The 18,862-nt window shown below is 43.5% G+C and carries 13 protein-coding genes; 5 read left to right on the top strand and 8 right to left on the bottom strand.

Annotated elements, in window-relative coordinates:
- Positions 1–3: 3 nt before the first annotated feature.
- From D8S85_RS20335 to rpsO, 7 genes are all read right to left on the bottom strand, one after another.
- Positions 4–1,566 (bottom strand): RagB/SusD family nutrient uptake outer membrane protein, encoded by a 1,563-nt coding sequence (locus D8S85_RS20335; protein WP_106624118.1) that lies wholly within the window; start codon positions 1,564–1,566, stop codon positions 4–6.
- Positions 1,567–1,578: 12 nt separating this feature from the next.
- Entirely contained in the window at positions 1,579–5,007 is a 3,429-nt protein-coding gene (locus D8S85_RS20330; RefSeq protein ID WP_172726548.1) for a SusC/RagA family TonB-linked outer membrane protein, read from the bottom strand.
- A gap of 88 nt (positions 5,008–5,095) precedes the next feature.
- Positions 5,096–5,737 carry a FecR family protein gene (locus tag D8S85_RS20325; RefSeq protein WP_127075643.1) on the bottom strand — a complete coding sequence of 214 codons (642 nt, stop codon included), beginning with the start codon at positions 5,735–5,737 and terminating at the stop codon, positions 5,096–5,098.
- Positions 5,692–6,330: a hypothetical protein gene (locus D8S85_RS20320; RefSeq protein ID WP_127075641.1), complete on the bottom strand. Its 639-nt coding sequence runs from the start codon at positions 6,328–6,330 to the stop codon at positions 5,692–5,694. Before D8S85_RS20320 ends, D8S85_RS20325 begins: the two co-directional genes overlap by 46 nt.
- Positions 6,331–6,473: 143 nt before the next feature.
- Positions 6,474–7,034 (bottom strand): RNA polymerase sigma factor, encoded by a 561-nt coding sequence (locus tag D8S85_RS20315; protein WP_106624114.1) that lies wholly within the window; start codon positions 7,032–7,034, stop codon positions 6,474–6,476.
- 213 nt (positions 7,035–7,247) lie between these two features.
- Complete coding sequence (gene pnp / locus D8S85_RS20310; protein ID WP_106624112.1) at positions 7,248–9,494, bottom strand: polyribonucleotide nucleotidyltransferase; 2,247 nt, start codon at positions 9,492–9,494, stop codon at positions 7,248–7,250.
- A gap of 119 nt (positions 9,495–9,613) precedes the next feature.
- Positions 9,614–9,883 carry a 30S ribosomal protein S15 gene (rpsO, locus tag D8S85_RS20305; RefSeq protein ID WP_087422516.1) on the bottom strand — a complete coding sequence of 90 codons (270 nt, stop codon included), beginning with the start codon at positions 9,881–9,883 and terminating at the stop codon, positions 9,614–9,616.
- 130 nt (positions 9,884–10,013) lie between these two features.
- On the opposite strand from rpsO, the gene D8S85_RS20300 reads away from it, so the two are divergent.
- From D8S85_RS20300 to D8S85_RS20290, 3 genes are all read left to right on the top strand, one after another.
- Positions 10,014–10,712, top strand: a complete 699-nt coding sequence (locus D8S85_RS20300) for a DUF1573 domain-containing protein (protein ID WP_158641655.1) — start codon at positions 10,014–10,016, stop codon at positions 10,710–10,712.
- Positions 10,713–10,732: 20 nt separating this feature from the next.
- Positions 10,733–13,219 carry an endonuclease MutS2 gene (locus tag D8S85_RS20295; protein WP_106624110.1) on the top strand — a complete coding sequence of 829 codons (2,487 nt, stop codon included), beginning with the start codon at positions 10,733–10,735 and terminating at the stop codon, positions 13,217–13,219.
- A 258-nt stretch (positions 13,220–13,477) separates the two neighbouring features.
- The gene (locus D8S85_RS20290; RefSeq protein WP_127074756.1) at positions 13,478–14,623 is read left to right on the top strand and encodes an IS256 family transposase; all 1,146 of its coding nucleotides are present in this window, start codon (positions 13,478–13,480) and stop codon (positions 14,621–14,623) included.
- A 509-nt stretch (positions 14,624–15,132) separates the two neighbouring features.
- Here D8S85_RS20290 and D8S85_RS21710 read toward each other — a convergent pair.
- Complete coding sequence (locus D8S85_RS21710; RefSeq protein WP_181951166.1) at positions 15,133–15,471, bottom strand: helix-turn-helix domain-containing protein; 339 nt, start codon at positions 15,469–15,471, stop codon at positions 15,133–15,135.
- A gap of 190 nt (positions 15,472–15,661) precedes the next feature.
- Here D8S85_RS21710 and D8S85_RS20280 point away from each other — a divergent pair, with 190 nt between their 5' ends.
- Positions 15,662–17,872 (top strand): hypothetical protein, encoded by a 2,211-nt coding sequence (locus D8S85_RS20280; protein ID WP_127075639.1) that lies wholly within the window; start codon positions 15,662–15,664, stop codon positions 17,870–17,872.
- Positions 17,873–17,927: 55 nt separating this feature from the next.
- On the top strand, positions 17,928–18,674 hold the full coding sequence (locus D8S85_RS20275; protein ID WP_127075637.1) for a BT1926 family outer membrane beta-barrel protein: 747 nt from the start codon (positions 17,928–17,930) through the stop codon (positions 18,672–18,674).
- The last annotated feature ends 188 nt before the right edge of the window (positions 18,675–18,862 follow it).

Raw genomic sequence — 18,862 nt, 5'->3', positions numbered from 1 at the left:
ATTTTAATAATCATTCTGTTTCAACTTATCATTCAGTAGCAATTCTTCAGCAGGAATCAAACACACGGTTCGACGGGATGTTTTAGGATCAATCTCATTGTACTGTGCCCCCGTATAGTTACTATAAGACACAGACACTTCCTCCCGTTTCATGGTCAAACCATTACGTACATAATCATAGTACGTCAGTGCCTCAAAAGCCAATTCCCGACGACGTTCAGTGAATATCTCTTCAAATAGAGCATTGCCGCTTAATTCTGACAATTCTTCCAAACCTGCCCGGCCTCGAATTTCATTCAAATCTCGCAAAGCCTTTGCATCCTCTCCTAGTTTCGCATAAGCCTCTGCCCTGTTCAAGACCACCTCTCCAGCCCGGATAAACACAGAAGGACAAATGAAAGAATAGTAATCATCAAAAACTCGATCCGCTCCTCCATTATATTTTGTTGTACTGAAACGTCCGGCATGTCGCACGGAAGGCTCCGTGAAATACTTCCACCGTAAATCGTTTTCCTTATCCATGATCTTTTCGTAATCACGTGAAATTTCGCAACAGAACACGCTAGAACTTGCCTCTGACTCGTAACCGCTCCAAGAATAATAACCGTGAACTGCATTACCTATACCACTCGGAAAATTACCCGTGAAGAAAGCAAACAAAATCTCTTTATTCGTCTTCGGATTATCATACAAATCTTTCAATTCTTCCCCACGTAAAACCTCCACCACATCATTTACCAAACTAAACGTTGAATCGGCATAGACAGCCGCCAAACGATTATATTCCTCATTAGGACTCTCCGGTAACCCGCCCATATACAAGTACACTCTGGACAACATACCAAATGACGCCACTTTATTAGCAAACGTGCGGTCAGAACGCTCATCCGGCAAACAAGATGCCGCTAATTTGAAATCAGCAACAGCCTGTTCGAAACACTCCCGCACGGTATTACGAGGTAACATATCTGCAGTAGCCTCAACATCCAACGGAATCCCTAAATTCACATCCGGGTTATCCCAAAAAGGACGTCCGAATACATTCGTGGCATTAAAAATCATCAGTCCGCGTAAAAAAGCATTTTCCCCTTTCAATCGAACCAAATCACGCTTTTCATCCGGATTCACCGTTTCCTCAAACAATTTATCAATAGCAATGATATTACGAGATGCCCCCAGAATCAATTGTTGACTTTTCGCCCACATCGCCCATGCGTATGACTGGGATTTCTGATCACTGTTCAAGAAAAAATGAGCATCCGGGGCTCGCAAATAATCAGAAGAAGGCATAAAACCATTCTGAGCCGGAAAAGCCTCTGCAAAAATGACATTATTCCCCCGGAATTCACCCAACACGTGGTAAGTACCATGATAATGATGTGACTCCGAATATCCCCCTGCCTGCATCAAGAATTGTCCGTACAACCCCGAAGTGGCATTTACTATATTATTGAAACTACCCAGATAACTCTCCGCCTCGGCCATATTATGCGGGCGCATTTCATCAAGCCGTCCATTACAAGCGAACAAGAATAGAGCTCCGATAAGTAAATATCTCTTTTTCATAACTTTCTACTGTTAAAATGTAACATTCAAACCAAATATAAAACGTCTTGGTGCCGCCCAACCGCCAACATTCTCAGGATCCATACCTGCAAAATATTTGGATGCAAACGTATAGACATTGTCACAACTAAAACTCAAGGCTGCAGACTGTACACAGATTTTTTTCATCCATTGTTGTGGAAGATTATACGTCAACCGGATATTCGATATCCGCAAATGACTGGCATCCGTGTAACAGAAAGAAGTCTCACTATTCAACTCTTGCACGAAAGCCGGATCGGCATTGACCATCGGGATATCAGCCTTATCCCCCGGTTTTTCCCATATTTTCAATCCGGAAGGCACTTTATGGAGATTTGACGAAGTCCATGACGTTCCTGACGTATATTCAGCCAGCACACTATTATACACTTTGTAGTTCAAACTATACGTGGTATGCAAATACAACTCCCAATTCTTGTAGATAAACGTGTTCGTGAAACCACCCCAATAAGGAGCGCGAGACAAACCGATATTCACATAACTCAACTCTCCGTTACCAAGCACGGCTTCCGACAAAGAACCCACAATATTCGTACTACCATCTTCTTCTACCCGTGCATATTGAGCAAAACCGGTTTCCAGATCAACTCCAGTAACTTTTACTTTCTTCAACTCGTCAATATTATCACCTTCATAAAAGGTTTTATAATAGCTACGTGTCAATTTCTCTTGATCCAATTTTGTCAATTCATTATCATTATAACTAAACGTGAATGTCGTAAACCAGTTAAAATCTTTGCCTTTCATCGTGTGCGTGTTCAACACCAATTCCACTCCCCGGTTCTCCATTTCACCCACATTCTGATACTGTCTTCCCACGCCTTTTGCAGCCGGCAAAGTCGTACTCATGATCAAATCGCTATTTCGCCGTTTATACCAATCCGCTGACAATGAAATACGGTTATCCAACAACGCCACATCCACCCCAACATTCAGATTATATGCCGTTTCCCATGACAACTGATCATTCCCCAACTGGTTAATTGTTGCGCCGTAAGCAGATTGATAAGCTGGATGATTCCGGTAGTAATCAAACGTCGTGTTACTTGTACTATAAAGCGTGTAGTTCAGATAATCCATTCCCGCCTCTTTACCCGACGTACCATAACTCATTCTCAATTTCAAGTTAGACACCACATCCTGACGAGCCATAAAATTTTCCCGAGAAATAAGCCATGATCCACTAAATGAATAGAACGTCCCGTAACGATTATCCTTACCGAAATTTGTCGAACCGTCCGTACGGAAAGAAGCTGAAGCCATGTACTTACCTGCATAATTATAATTTACTTCCGAAAATACAGAGAAACTAGCGGATTCCCGCTCTGCGCCTGTCGGAATTACACCCGGATTGGTCTTATCTCCTTGTTTCGAAAAACCTCCTACATTACGCTCCCCGGCAATAATCTGGTCATACATTTCAACATGTGACGAACGAGTGTGCCGTTCATACCATTCCTGTCCCACAATCCCGTTCAGGTTATGATCTCCGAAACTATGCTGCAATCGCAAAATATTTGACGTTAAAAAAGTCCAACTCCGTTCATCATCTACTTGCAAAACACCATTACTCATCTCATTACGACTATGATTACCCCCGTAAGTCCGACTATCTAAATAATCATTTCTATTAACATTCGTCAAGGTCAATGTATTTGTTGAAGAAAAGGATATCCACTTGAAAGGCTTCAACGTCGCAGAAAACGAACCGAATAAATTATTCTTCAAATTTGTCACATCATTATATTTATTATCCTGCAACGGATTTCTCAATGGAGTCGGATCCATCGTATAATTTTTCCAAGATTTAATGTTGTATTTCAATGTTCCATCCTCATTATAAGGTGTCAGCCAAGGGTGGTAATCCTCCATAGAATCCTCATCCGAATTGCCAGTAATACTTTTCTCGAAGGTACCGCTCAGATTCACCCCAAACGACAAATACTTCATCACATCAAAATCCAACCGCAACTTAAACAAATGTCGTGTCAAGTCATACCCGATCTGCGTCCCCTCCTCGTCGTAATAATTATATGAAAAATAATACTGGAGTCGATCTCCACCACCCCGTATGTTCATCGCAACATCCTTGCTCAAACCGTTACGATAAACCAGATCTCGCCAATTGGTCGTTTTCGTTACGTCAAAATTATCATATAACACTCCCAACTTATCCTCTATAAAAGTTTCCGGATTGGAATATCCCGCATGTAACCCCTCGTTCGTATTCCACCAATTACGTAACGCCATCTTTCCATAATCCAGTAACTCCTGTGAATTCATATACTCTAATTTGCCGAAATTCGGAGTACTGATGCCTAATTTCATATCCAAAGCTACGGTCATACGATCTTTTGCCCCCTTTTTCGTTGTCACCACGATTACTCCCGTTGCAGCCCTAGAACCATAAATAGCGGTAGAAGCCGCATCCTTCAATACCGTGATATCCGCAACATCCGATGGCGACACAACCCCGTTAATGCTCGTGTAATCGGTGATCACACCATCTATCACGATCAAAGGAGCCGAAGCCGTCGTGGATAAAGAACTCGAACTATACAATGTTCCTATTCCACGTAGTAGTAAATCCCCATCACTTCCCGGTACGCCACTACTACCCGTAATCTGTAATCCCGTCGTGTGTCCTTTTAACGCATTCATCAAACTACCGCCCGTGGCCGATTGAGCGATCGTCTTTCCCTGGAACTGTTGCACGGCTCCGGTCATCTCACTAACTTTTCGGGTCGAATAGCCCATGACAATCACTTCTTCCACTTGTTCCACGTCTTCCTGAAGCACCACGTTAAGCACTTTTTGACCTGAAAACTTCATTTCCTGAGACTTCATCCCCACGAAGGAAAACACGATCACCACCTCTTCTTTTTCCGGCACTTTGATCTCATACTTTCCGTCTATATTCGTGGCCGTGCCTATCGACATGCCTTTTAAAATCACCGTCACTCCCGGTAAAGGCTTACCACTTGCATCCTTCACTTGCCCTTTCAACACTTTCACGGCCGGAACAACAGGATTCGCTTTTGCCCGTGTTACCACAACCACCTTGTCCACCATTTCGTAATCATACCCGTTCTCCCGCAACACAACATCCAGAATCTTTTCCACCGTTGCATCCTTCAACTTTAAGGTCACCACATCATCTACCCGGACAACACCTTTCCGATAGACAAAATCATACCCCGCTTTTTCTTTCAGGTAATCCAACACGGCCCCGATCGTACTGTTCGTGAAATTCACGTCCAATTTACTCCCTTGCGAGAATCCCGCCGCACTAACCGTGTTTATCACGCAGACAAGTAAAAACACCCTTAAACCCATAGCAATCAATTTTTGCGGCAATCTTATCCAATAGGGATTGCCAGTTCGTCGATTTTTTTTCATAACTTTGTAAAGCATTTAATTAAACATTCATCTGTGCCAACAGATGTTTATTTATGACGAGGAGAATCTTGCCGGATTCCCCTCTTCTTTATTTGAAAACGATCACCGTCCTTTCTTCTATATCAAATTTCACCTCATTTGTCTTTTCCAAAATATTCAACACCTCACCCAACTCCGCATACCGAGGTACAACACCTTTAAATACAATATCTTTCAATTCTTTATCCCGGTAAACGATCTCCATGTCATACCATCTTGCAAATTTCTGCATGATCTGTTCCAAGGTTTGCTCCTCAAGAATAAACATTCCCTTTTTCCACGCGATCACTTTCTCCACGTCTACCTCACGTTTGTCAAGATGTCCATCCCGACAATCCAGCATACTCTGTTCCCCGGGTGCAAGTATCATATTTTCTCCGCTATCGGTTGCCACCTTTACTTTACCAGTCACCAAAGTCGTGTAGATTGTTGCCTCATCCGTGTATCCCGACACATTGAATTCAGTTCCCAACACCTCTACTGTTTGTTGCAATATTTCTACCCGAAACGGCATTCCGGCATCCTTAGCCACAGCAAAATAAGCCTCACCTTCCAAAAAAACCCGTCGTTCTTTTCCCACAAACTCCACCGGATAACGCAACTTACTTCCTGCATTTAACCACACGGTTGTTCCGTCAGCCAAAATCAAATCAAACTCCCCACCTCTCGGTACTTCCACTTCATTATACACCAATTTTTTCTTTTCTCGCCATCTGTCTTTCCTTGTCCCACGTACGATAACCGCCGTTCATCAATCTTCACAGCCTTCATGCCTCCCACTTTCACTCCCTCTGCCAAGGTCTCCAAATCAACCTCCTTACCATTTTCCAATCTCAAAACAGCACGTACGCCCCCTGCTTTAATAGGTTGCTCCGTTTTTGCCAAAGACTCAGGCTCCAGTTTATCATCTACCGGGAACAAATAAAAGAATCCTACAAACAAGACCACAACTGCCGCTACTGCCACTCCCCACTGCCATCTTCTCCACCTCAATCGCCGCTCCTCCTCCCGAATACGCAAATGCATCTCTTCCAATGGACGTATCACATCCACCCCCTCCAACTGCTTCACCTCATTCATCATTCGCTGCCCATCCCTCAACTCACGATACAATCGCTCATTACCCGGATCCTTTCCCCGCCACCATTCCAGATAGCGTTGCTCCTCCTCCGAAATCGTCCCCGTCACCTCCTTGAAGATCAACCGTGAAACTTTAAAAACTTGTTTTTCCAATTTCTCCATGATGTCACACTTTATATCCTGTTTCTTCATTGAATCATTCATAGAACGCAATCAGTTAAAAAAAGGGTAAAAAATTTACATTTATTTTCAAAAAAAATAATGAGTCGAGTAAAAATAAATCGTAAGTAATACAAATACAGAAAGATATATATAAAAGAAAAATCAATCTCTCCTCAAAATAGGAATCACCTCTTCAACATGAAAAAGAATAAAAATAACTCCCTCGGCAACTTCTCTCGCAAAATGTCCAAGGCTTTTGCTTTTGTTTTTTTTACCGTACTTTCCGACACGTTCAATTGTACGGCAATATCCGAAATTTTCAACCCTTCAATAAAACTCAATTCAAAGATTTGCCGCTCCCTTTCCGGTAAACTCCTAACTGCATAATACAACAACAACTGAGTCTCTTGATCAATCACACTATTCTGGAAAAACACATCCTCTTCCAGTTGTGACAAATAACGCTCGCTCGCTTTCGCCTTTCGGTGAAGACTAACAATTTCATTCTTGATAGAAATATAAAGGAAAGATTTCAATGACTCCACCGACTCAAACAGCGGCCGTCTTTTCCATGCATTAAATACCGCATTTTGCACGCAATCTTCGGCCAGAAAACCACTTTGTTCCCCCGCGTACCGCACGGCATACAACAATAGTGCAGGATACAGACGCCTGTACAACATCTCCAAACGTCCTTGCTTGAACTCGTTCAACATCTGAACATCAATATCTTCTGACACTTTCATATATGCAGCCGGATATAATAGCCAATAAACAAAATTCAAACAAAGATAATCTTTTTTTTATTTTATCCTGCATCTTCCCGTTTTCTTCCGAATTCACAAAGACAAGGATAGAACCAACTTTCAAGCAAAAAAAGAAACGGAGTGAAAAATCTCCTCCTCACATTCGAGAAAATTCTTCACTCCATTCAAAATATAAAATCAATAACTTATATACTATTCTTGATTTTCTTTTCTTTCCGGTCTAGGCCCCCTGTCACGATGAGGACGATCTCCCCGATCCTGTCTGGGTCCACGATCTTGGCGTTCGCCTCTATCCTGGCGTTCGCCACGATTTTGACGATCGTTTTGCTCCATTCCTTCCGGTTTAGGCAACAATGCCTTACGGGAAAGTTTGAATTTTCCGGTTTTCGGATCGATATCGATCAATTTCACACGCACCTTATCACCCTCTTTCAAAACGTCCTCTACTTTTTCCACGCGTTTGTGATCAATCTCGGATACATGCAACAAACCGTCTTTACCCGGCAAGAACTCCACGAAAGCACCGAAAGTGGTGATTGTCTTCACGACGCCCTCGTAAATCTCCCCGACTTCAGGTTTGCAGGCAATCGCCTTGATGCGGGCAACGGCGATATCGATAGCCTCTTTATTGGTAGCGGCAATATCCACGATTCCTTGATTACCCACTTCCTCGATAACGATAACCGCTCCGGATTTTTCCTGAATATCCTGAATAATCTTTCCGCCGGGGCCAATGATCGCGCCGATCTGATCCTTATCCACCGTAAGCGTAACCATACGCGGAGCGTGCGGTTTCAAATCAGGACGAGGTTCCGGTAAGGTCTCCTTAATAATATTCATGATGTGCAAACGACCTCTCCGGGCTTGATCCAGTGCCTTCTCCAAAATCTCGTAAGGAAGACCGTCTACTTTAATATCCATCTGGGTGGCTGTAATACCGTCAACCGTTCCGGTTACCTTAAAGTCCATATCTCCCAAGTGATCCTCGTCACCCAAGATGTCAGACAACACGGCATACTTCTCGTTATCGGTAATCAACCCCATAGCGATACCCGTCACCGGTTTCTTGATCGGAATACCGGCATCCATCAAAGCCAAAGTTCCGGCACACACCGTCGCCATGGAAGACGAACCGTTAGATTCCAAAATATCAGAAACAACGCGTACCGTGTAAGGATAATTATCCGGCAACATCCGTTTCAAAGCACGGTGAGCCAAATTTCCATGACCGATTTCACGACGTCCCACACCCCGGCTGGCTTTAGCCTCACCCGTTGAGAACGGCGGGAAATTATAGTGCAGCAAGAATTTCTCTTTTCCTTGTTCCGTGGCTTCATCTACAATCTTTTCATCCAGCTTAGTTCCTAAAGTTACCGTGGACAATGACTGAGTTTCACCGCGAGTAAAGATTGAAGACCCGTGAGGTCCCGGAAGAGGTCCGGCTTCACACCAGATCGGGCGGATTTGCTCGGTAGTACGTCCATCCAAACGTAACCCCTCGTCCAGAATCATTCTCCGAACAGCCTCCTTCTCCACGTCATGGTAATAACGGGAAACCATACTTTTCTTCTCCTCTCTCTCCTCTTCCGGAAGTGATTCCAAGTATCCTTCCTTCACTTCGGAAAACAACTTCTCGCGCAAATGTTTATCTGCATTGCATTGACGAGCAACAGCATACGCTTTATCGTAACATTTAGCCCAAACATCCTTACGCAACTCTTCATCGTTCACTTCATGACAATAAACCCGCTTTTCTTTGTTCACGGCTTTTGCTAATTCCATCTGAACCAAACAATGATCCTTGATCGCCTCGTGGGCAAATTTAATAGCATCGAGCATTTCTTTCTCGGAAACCTCGTTCATCTCCCCCTCAACCATCATGATATTCTCGTAAGTTGCCGCAACCATGATATCCAGGTCGGCAGTTGCCAACTCGCTCTTGGTCGGGTTAATCATCAACTCCCCGTTCACGCGAGCCACGCGTACCTCGGAAATAGGTCCGTGGAAAGGAATATCACTCACGGCAATCGCTGCTGATGCTGCCAATCCGGCCAAACAATCCGGCATGGATTCACCATCAGCCGAGTACAGCGTCACCTGCACGAAAGTCTCTGCATGGTAATCATCCGGGAACAAAGGCCTCAACGCCCGGTCGATCAAACGAGACACCAAAATCTCGTAATCGGAAGCTCTCCCCTCTCTACGTGTGAAACCACCGGGGAAACGCCCTACGGCTGAAAATTTTTCTTTATAATCTACCGACAAAGGCATGAAGTCCACGTCCGGACCAGCCTCTTGCGCGGAACAAACCGTGGCCAGCAACATCGTGTTGCCCATCTTCAGCATGACAGCACCGTCAGCTTGTTTGGCCAACTTCCCGGTTTCCAACGTTATTACCCGACCATCTTTCAGGGTAATGCTTTTTTCAATAATGTTCATAGAAATAATAAAACTGTTAAAATACTAAACATTTTAACGGAATTCTTTTTAGATAAAAGGAGGAGGAGGGGAGGATTAAAAGTAAAACGACCCGGACGACCCGGGTCGTTCTTATGTAATTATTTACGTAAATTCAATGCTTTAACAATAGCACGATATCTATCGATATCTCTTTTCTTCATGTAATCAAGCAACGCTCTACGTTTTCCAACCAATTTAATCAAAGATCTTTGAGTAGCGAAATCTTTGTGGTTTTTCTTCAAATGCTCAGTCAAATGAGCGATACGGTAGGAAAATAAAGCTACTTGTGACTCAACAGAGCCGGTATCTTTATTAGACTTCCCGTACTGTGAAAAAAGTTCTTCTTTCTTTTCTGATGTCAAATACATGATATACAGTCTTTTAAATTTAATAATAATTTTAACGCCGCAAAGATACGTTTTATTCCGACATAAACCAATCTTTTCCAACCCTTTTTATATTTTTGTATCCCTAAATTACACGCGAGAAGAAATGCAGATGAAACTACTTATTATATATACCATATTATTTTTCATCCCGACGCTATCATTGGGCCAACGGGCCAAGATCGCGTTCGAAAAGACCACGTTCAACCTGGGACTCGTGCAAGAAGACGGGGGAAAAGTAACCCGCGAATTTAAACTTACAAACAAGGGGAAAGCACCCTTGTTGATCAAACACATCGAAACCACGTGTGGTTGCACCACTCCCAAATGGAACAGGAAACCCATACTTCCCGGGGACAGTAGCACCATCACCGTCACGTTCAACCCGAAAGACCGCCCCGGTGTGTTCTCGAAAAAAATTATCGTGTACACGAATGCCACACCCCCGAACATCGTGTTGCGCCTGGAAGGAGAGGTCGTTGCTCCACCGGTTGACATCCCGACAACCTACCCCGTCGCGGTCGGCAACCTACGTTTCACCACGGACACGATCCACTTAGAACAAGCAAAAAACAAACACCAGATCATAAACCTGATCAACACGGGCAAAAAGAACGTATCGATCACATCTATCTTTAAACCCGACTACCTGGAAGTGGACTGCACCCCTCCCGTGCTACACAAGGGAATGACGGGTAACCTCATCATCCGGTATCTCCCGAAACACGCGGGCAAAATCAAACCGGACGATCACCTCCTCATCAAAACAGATCAAGGAACAACTCACAAATTCATGATCTCGAATAAATAATCTTCAATTTCTTATTCAATATGATTTATCCCGAAAACTTTGAATCTAAAATAAAATTCGATAAAATAAGACAACTCATCAGCAACAACTGCTTGAGCGACATGGGCCGGGAACTAGTCGGCAACATCAAGTTCTCCACCGATGCCGGGTGGATAGCGACCTCTCTGGCTGAAACCTCCGAATTCATGCGGATTTGCCAGGAAGAAGAGAACTTTCCCGTATCCTACTACCATGATGCCCGCCCCTTCTTGCTGCGCGTGAAAGTAGAAGGATTATTCCTGGAAGTAAATGAACTGGTCGTCTTGAAAAACTCGCTGGAGTCGCTGAACGCCATCATGCGCTTCTTCAACACCAAACAAGAAATCTACCCTCACCTGGTAGCCCGGGCCGGGGATGTACGGGTATTTCCCTACATCCTGCAACGCCTGGACTCGATCGTTTCAAAATTCGGGACAATCAAGGACACCGCCTCTCCCGCTTTAGGCAACATACGTCATAGCATCGCGAAAAAACAATCGGGCATCTCCCGGCGCATGCAATCCCTGTTGCAGAAAGCACAGGAAGAAGGCTGGGTCGACAAGGACAGCAACATCGCCATCCGGGACGGTAGAATGGTGATACCCGTACCCGCGGCCTTCAAGCGGAAATTAAACGGAATCGTGCACGACGAATCCACCACCGGGAAAACCTCTTACATCGAACCCGCGGAAATCATCGAAACAAACAATGAAATCCGGGAACTGCAACTGGAAGAGAAACGGGAAATCACCCGTATCCTCCGGCAATTTGCCGATGACCTGCGTCCTTATATATATGACCTGATCCCCGCCTACGATTTCATGGCATTCGTGGACTTCGCGCGGGCAAAAGCACTTTTTGCCATCCGGGTAAACGCCATCGTGCCCCTGTTTGAAGACACCCCTTCCATGCTGTGGTATCGGGCAAAACACCCCCTACTCTACCTAAGCCTGAAAGCAAACGGGAAAGACGTGGTCCCCCTGGACCTTGAAATAAACGAAGACCAACGGATTATCTTGATATCCGGTCCTAACGCGGGAGGTAAATCCGTCTGCCTCCAAACAGCCGGCTTACTACAATACATGTTCCAATGCGGCGTGCCCGTACCCGTGGAAGAATCCAGCAAATTCGGGATATTCCACAAAATACTCATCGACATGGGAGACGAGCAATCGCTCGAAAATGACTTGAGTACATACAGCTCGCACTTGCTGAACATGAAAAATTTCATCCGCTATGCCTCGCGGGACACGCTTATCCTGATCGACGAATTCGGCACGGGAACCGAACCCATGCTGGGAGGCGCGATAGCGGAAGCCATTTTAAACGCGCTCAACCACAACCAAACGAGAGGTGTCATCACGACCCACTACACCAACTTAAAACATTTCGCCTCCTCGGCTCCCGGGATCGCAAACGGGGCCATGCTCTACGACAGCCACCGGATGCTGCCGCTCTTCCAACTGGAAATCGGGAAACCGGGTTCATCTTTTGCCTTCGAAATCGCCAAGAAAATCGGGTTACCCAAAGAAATTCTGGACGATGCCGCCAGCAAGATCGGTGAAGACCGGGTAAATTTCGACAAACACTTGAAAGAAATCCTACGGGATAAACGCTACTGGGAAGAAAAACGGAAACGCATTCATGAAAATGAAAAACGCCTGGAAGAAGTGCTAGAGCGTTACAAAAAAGAGTTGGACGAGGCTTCCAAACTCAGGAAAACAATCATCCAAGAGGCCCAGGAGAAAGCCAAAGAACTCATCTCCGGGGCCAACAAGACGATCGAAAACACCATCCGACAAATCAAGGAAAGTCAAGCCGAAAAGGAACAAACCCGCTTGGCCCGAAAAACATTCGAGGAAGAAAAACTCCGGTTGTTAGCCAGCGAAGAAGAAGAGGAAGAACGGCTGAAAAGAAAAATCGAGAAATTGAAAAACCGGGAAAAGAAACAGAAGGAAAAAGGGAAACGCCCGCAAACCTCCACCCCGGAAGAAGCCGCGCAACAGGAACAAGCGCCAACGTTCAGCAAGGGCGACCTCGTGCAACTGGATAACAAAACCGTTGGCGAAATCATCGAAATAAACGAGAAAAATGCAGTTATCGCGCTCGGAGGCCTGATGACAACCGTGAAAGTGGAACGCCTCTCGAAAATATCGAACAGCGCAGCCAAGAAAATCACGCAAAACAGGATACCGCGCCCCTCTTCCAACTATCTGGAAAACATCAGCCAGAAACGCGTGGATTTCAAACCGGAGATAGATGTGCGAGGATTACGAGGAGACGAGGCACTCATGAAAGTATCGGAATTTATTGATACAGCCGTCATGCTGAACATGAAAGATCTCCGTATCTTGCATGGAATAGGCACCGGAGCCCTTCGACAAATCATACGGGACTTCTTAAAAACGAATCCCGTCGTGGGTTCCTGTGGAGATGAACACGTGCAAATGGGAGGCGCGGGAATTACCGTGGTAAAACTGGACATCTAAACCCTCACGCGGTTGTATTCCGGACAACTCCGCATCCTTGATATTCCCGAAAGCGAGGGCAACCGACAAAACGACGATTACTAAAAAATAAGGGACTGTCTGACAAGTCTTATTCCTATCAACAAACTACCCCCTCCAACTCCCCCTTACCCAGGGGGAGGGTTGATTACCAAGCGGTTTCCCTCCGATAGTGTACCAAAAAGTGTGTAAATCCCAAATTTTTTATTTTTGTAATGGAACTGTCAAAAATGAATATTTATGGAATTTACACATGAACAAATCTCGGAAATAATTTCAGAAATAACAAATGGCGAATCCGGTTTTCATGGATTAGTAAAACGCGGGTTAGAGAGTTTAATGCTCACCGAGCGAAGTCTTCATAACGAAACGTTATCAGACGTGAGTAACGGTTTTCGAGGCCGTAGAGTCTGTCATGGAGGTAAGGTCTTCGAGCTTCGGGTCCCGCGTAGTCGTAACAGTAATTTTTACCCGATGTTACTAGGCGTGTTGAAAGACCAGGAAGAAGAAGCGCAAAAGCTAGTGAGTAGCCTTTATTGTAGTGGTTTAACCACGGAACAAGTGGGTAAAATTTACGAACAGTTTTACGGCAAGCATTACAGTAAAAGTCAGGTAAGTCGTCTCTTGAACACGGCACGTGAAGATGTAAACGCCTGGCTGGGGCGTAAACTTGAGAAGCGTTACCCCATTCTTTATATTGATGCCACTTATGTCCTCACCCGGCGGGATGAGTCCGTGAGCAACGAAGCCTACTACACGGTTTTAGGGGTGAAAGAAGACCGGACAAGGGAAGTTTTGACCGTCGTGAACTTCCCCGTGGAAAGCGCCACGAACTGGAAAGACGTGTTCGAGGATCTAAAAGCGAGAGGGGTCCAGGAGGTTAACCTCCTGGTGTGTGACGGGCTCCCCGGCATTGAAAATGTCCTGGCGGATACTTTCCCGCTGGCGGATCTACAGCTATGTACCGTGCATTTGAAGAGGAATATCGCGGGAAAGGTCAAGCCAAGGGACAAGAAACAAGTGCTGGAAGAGCTTAAACAAATTTGCGCTCCCGACCAGTGGGAGATCTCGCCGGAAAAGGCTTTTCTAAAATTTAAAGAGTTTATTGCCAGGTGGCAGAAAAGTTATCCCGTCTTGAAAAGATATTGTCACGACAGGTACAGGTTCTACTTCACGTACTTCAAGTATGAAAGAGAAATCAGGGGGATGATTTACACTACAAACTGGATCGAAAGGCTGAACAGGGATTACAAGAGGGTTATAAACATGAGGGGCGCAATGCCAAACCCGCGAGCCGTCATCCTGCTCATGGGAACGGTGGCGCAAAATGCAGATATTTACAAGTACCCAATTTATAATTTTTTAGAATCAAGATTATTTTATTAAAAATTAATAGATTTGCAAATATGAAAAAAGAAGGGCTATACACACTTTTTGGTACACTATCTCCCCTCCTGTGCAAGGAGGGGTTAGGGGTGGTCGTCATTAAAAGACTGACTTGTTAGATACTCCCGGTGTTCCATAAAAATTACATGCAAAATAATACAAAATAAAGTTATCAAAACGCCATCAACTTGTTATCATATTGCCATCATATTGCGAGCCGCTCCCATTCCCCTCCCATTCCGCTCCCATTCTCCTCCCTTTAAAATAGCAAAATATTAGATTACGATAGCAATTATTAACAAGGTGATAAGTCTAATATAGCAACTTGATAACAGGCTAATAGCTCCATCAAGTAGAAGCTCCATTGGAACGCCCATTTTACGGGGACAAATCACCGCTTCCCCGACCATCCGTGGGGGTACAGAAAAAGTCCGCACCCGTTGGTGTGGAAACGATTGTTTATATCGAATTCATGTTAAAGTAATCGGGATCAAGAAAAATTAAAGCGACTATATATTCAATGCTTTTTGGATCATTTTTTGATACTCTTCATCATCCAATTCTACCTCCAGCATAATCTTCCGTTTGGACGATATTCTCTCTGTTTTTTGGGAATGACATGCTCCGATAATATCATTTTCTTCTCTCAATTTTTCAGAAAACAACTGAAACAGATCCACGTTCAATATCATGCTAATCTGATACAACAAATCTGTATCAATAGATTGACGCTTGAAAAGATGATATACCAACGTCCTTTCCTTGTTAATCATCCGAGCAAACTGACTGGCACTCAATCCACTTTTCTCGAACTCTTGCCTTATTATCTCTCCTATATCCAATTTCATAATTCAAAATTACGAGATTTATCACGAGAAAAGTTTCAATAATCGTGATATTATATACACAAAAATGTTGAATAATTCTTGCACATGTAAATATTATCCAATACTTTTGCATTCGAAACACAACAATTTAATTGCAATGTATTAAATGAACTATAGAATTATTGAATGTTTAATTAAAAAACAAGATGTTATGAGAAAAATAAGTTTATTATTTGTGTTGGTAACGATCGCCCTACTGTCATCCTGCGTGGACGACAAGGAATCAACCACCGTTGAACAAATCCGGACGGCGAAAACAGAATGGCTGAAAGCCCAAGCCGAAATGCTGAAAGCCCAAGGTGAAACTCAAAAATTACTGGCAGAAATCGAAAAATTGAAAGTAGAAAATGAAGCTAAAAACGAAGCTGCTCGCATTGAGATTGAACGTTTGATTGCAGAAGCCAATGCAGCCAAAACGAAAGCAGAAGCCGAAAAACTACTTGCCGAAGCTGAAAAAATTCGGAGTGAAGCAAAAGCTGCTGAAATGGCAAATGAATATCAACAAAAAATTTATGAACTTGAATACGAAACTCGGAAAGCCGAGGAAGCATACAAGCAACAAGATTTCTTGAATAAATTGAACGCTGCCATTATTGCCGGTAAACTTAACCCGGAACTAGAGGAAATGTATGCTGACTATGTTAAAGCTCTGCGGAAACTTCGTAATAATCAAAATCAAATCGCCTATTACGAGGGTGAAATAAATTGGTTCAAGAATCGCATTTCTGATAATTTCGCAAACCACCTTGCCGGTTTCCAGGAAATGATTAAAAATAATCAAGAGAAGGTGGCCGATGCAAAAGAGATGATTACCGAACTAGAAGCCTCAAGAACGCTGACAGAAGCCGCCATGGAGAAAAAAATCAAGGAACTCGAAACAAAACTTGAAGAACTCACCAAAGAACTTGACTCCAAAACAGCAGAAATGATCAATACGGCTGACGAGGCGAAGAAATTATTGAAAGCTATTTATGATGCAAAACAAGCGGTAGAAGCTGCAGAACAAGAGGCTGATGACAAGGAAGCCGCTTACGAGGAAGCAAAAGAGGCTTACCATAGCAATCCGACAAGAAAGTTGGTTGCCCCGTTCAATATAACAGTTACGACAAGCCAAGGGACTGAAAAAACATTCTCTTTCGCGGGATACCCTGAATTCGAACAAGGAATTCTAACCCAAATTAATGCCGAGAAAGAAAAACAAGCAAATGCAATTAAAGATGCCACCACGGCAAAAGAAAAAGCTGAAAAAGCATTAGCTGATACAAAAGCGAATTTAGAGAAATTAGAAAAAGCAGCAGCGGATGCAAAAGCAGCCTTGGCTCCGCTTGAAAAAACAGCCAAAGAACAAGAAGCAAAACTTGAAAAAGCAACAAAAGACAAAGCTACTTACGAGGGTAAAGTAACGGAATTAAATAATAAAAAGACTGCAGCTCAAACAGATTACGACGCGAAAAAAGATTTAGTGGCAAAATATACCGATGAGCTGAAAAATCCGGACCTTACTCCCGCGGAAAAAGCCGAGTTAGAAGCTTTATTGGGTGTTGCCAAGACAAATGAAGCAACAGCTTTGGCAGAACTGACCAAAGCGAGCGATGCCGTAACGACAAACGATGCCGCGTTAGCAACAGCTAAAAAAGATATCGCTGATGCCACCAAAGCTATTGAAGAAAATGAAACAGCATACGAAAAAGCAAAAGAAAATGTCACTACTACACAAAAAGAATATGATGATGCCGTTGCCGCTGTTTCAGAAATCAATCAAGGTAAACTTGTTCAAGATGTACAAAAAGCAATCGATGAGTTGGAAATCGCAACGTTATTAGCCGATGAATTCAACACGATCGTTGACAATGCTGCCAAAACAACCGAAACGTTGCTAGCAGAAATGAACCAAGCAAAAGCAGATTGGGATGCAGCGGTAGCCAACATCGAGACGGCTGAACAGAAAAAAGAAGAAGCGATAGCAGCTTTAGAGAATTCAGCATACGCCACATTGATAAAAGAAGCTAAAGAGTTAAGTTCTCAAATAGAGTGTACTAATCAACTATTAGAATTCCTAACTTCAAACAGCGAAGGCATCGACGCCCAAATAGAGAGCTACAAAGAAGAGATAAAAACAGCAGAAGAAGCTATCGCTAAAGCAGAGCAATCCATCAAAGAATTCAATGCTCTTGCCAGTGACGAAGAAAAGAACGAAGAATTAAACGCTTACATCAAAGCACAGAACGAAGAATATCAGGCAGAAATCAACGCACTTAATAACGAGATTTCAAAACTCAAGGAAATTCAACCCGAACTACAAGCACGTGTTGACCGTTTGCAAGCAGCTATTGATGCCGCAGAAGCAGTTCTTGCCGAATAAGTAAAACCCAATACCAGTGGGGCAATCCCCACTGGCATTCACTAAATTTGTATATATGCTAAAAAGAGTATTGACAATTGCCATGATAATGACGGGTTCTGTTTTATTGGCGGACGCACAACAAGAAGAACTATCCCCCAAGAAAGGAGACAAAAGTGTTTCTCTAAACTTTGGTGTAGGTTCTTTTGTCGGTATGGAAGCCCCGGCCCCGGATTTGAGCACCTACAATATCTCCGCCCCTCAAACCAGTTGGTTTGATAAACAGTTATCCCTAAATTTCGAATTCAGATGGATGTTCGCTGAGAAATGGGCACTGAAGGCAATGGGAGGATTTTCATTCAAGCACAATCCCGAGTATAGAGCTTTACCCGGGAGTAGTACAGATGGGAAATTCGAAACCGGAGACATCCCCGATTACAATTTCGTAACATCAAAAGATAAAATAAAATATGCTATCGTACTTGGAGCAGAAAGATACGTGAAAACCAAGTATGACAAACTGTTTTTCCGTTATGGAGGAGAATTCGGATTTTCTTACGGGAAACAAGAGGCAAAAGCAGATGACGAAGTCTATCTAGGGAAATCTATTGGAGAAGCTTTCGGGTATCGAGTTGCCGGAATCACCGGATTCGATTATTTTGTTTCCAAAGCATTTTTTATTTCAATCGAAATTCGACCGGTTGCCTATGATTACACTGTATATAACATCCGACCACAAGTTGGATTGAAACTTTTATCATCAGACACTCACGGATTCGACTTCCTATCCAATCCCATGCTGAAAATTGGATTCAGATTTTAAATTCACATTTTCAAAAGAAATAACCCATCATTTGCAAAATTCCGTTTGGGTTATCAAAAGTCATCCCGGATTATCCCGGGGTGACTTTCAATATTACATCAATAGCCTCTGTTAAGCTAATTATGTCGATATTTACTTGTAATTATCATTTTTATTCTTTAATTTTGCGAAAATATTTGGGTGAACTA

The organism is Butyricimonas faecalis (assembly GCF_003991565.1).
Lineage (GTDB): Bacteria > Bacteroidota > Bacteroidia > Bacteroidales > Marinifilaceae > Butyricimonas > Butyricimonas faecalis.
The sequence above is the reverse complement of the archived record's forward strand: the minus strand, read 5'-3'. Positions and strand labels throughout refer to the sequence as shown.

Bases quoted from the DNA above. Each gene is read 5' to 3' on its own strand.
- D8S85_RS20335 (WP_106624118.1), bottom strand. From the start codon at position 1,566: ATGAAAAAGAGATATTTACTTATCGGAGCTCTATTCTTGTTCGCTTGT.
- D8S85_RS20330 (WP_172726548.1), bottom strand. From the start codon at position 5,007: ATGAAAAAAAATCGACGAACTGGCAATCCCTATTGGATAAGATTGCCG.
- D8S85_RS20320 (WP_127075641.1), bottom strand. From the start codon at position 6,330: ATGAATGATTCAATGAAGAAACAGGATATAAAGTGTGACATCATGGAG.
- D8S85_RS20315 (WP_106624114.1), bottom strand. From the start codon at position 7,034: ATGAAAGTGTCAGAAGATATTGATGTTCAGATGTTGAACGAGTTCAAG.
- pnp (WP_106624112.1), bottom strand. From the start codon at position 9,494: ATGAACATTATTGAAAAAAGCATTACCCTGAAAGATGGTCGGGTAATA.
- rpsO (WP_087422516.1), bottom strand. From the start codon at position 9,883: ATGTATTTGACATCAGAAAAGAAAGAAGAACTTTTTTCACAGTACGGG.
- D8S85_RS20300 (WP_158641655.1), top strand. From the start codon at position 10,014: ATGAAACTACTTATTATATATACCATATTATTTTTCATCCCGACGCTA.
- D8S85_RS20295 (WP_106624110.1), top strand. From the start codon at position 10,733: ATGATTTATCCCGAAAACTTTGAATCTAAAATAAAATTCGATAAAATA.
- D8S85_RS20290 (WP_127074756.1), top strand. From the start codon at position 13,478: ATGGAATTTACACATGAACAAATCTCGGAAATAATTTCAGAAATAACA.
- D8S85_RS21710 (WP_181951166.1), bottom strand. From the start codon at position 15,471: ATGAAATTGGATATAGGAGAGATAATAAGGCAAGAGTTCGAGAAAAGT.
- D8S85_RS20280 (WP_127075639.1), top strand. From the start codon at position 15,662: ATGAGAAAAATAAGTTTATTATTTGTGTTGGTAACGATCGCCCTACTG.
- D8S85_RS20275 (WP_127075637.1), top strand. From the start codon at position 17,928: ATGCTAAAAAGAGTATTGACAATTGCCATGATAATGACGGGTTCTGTT.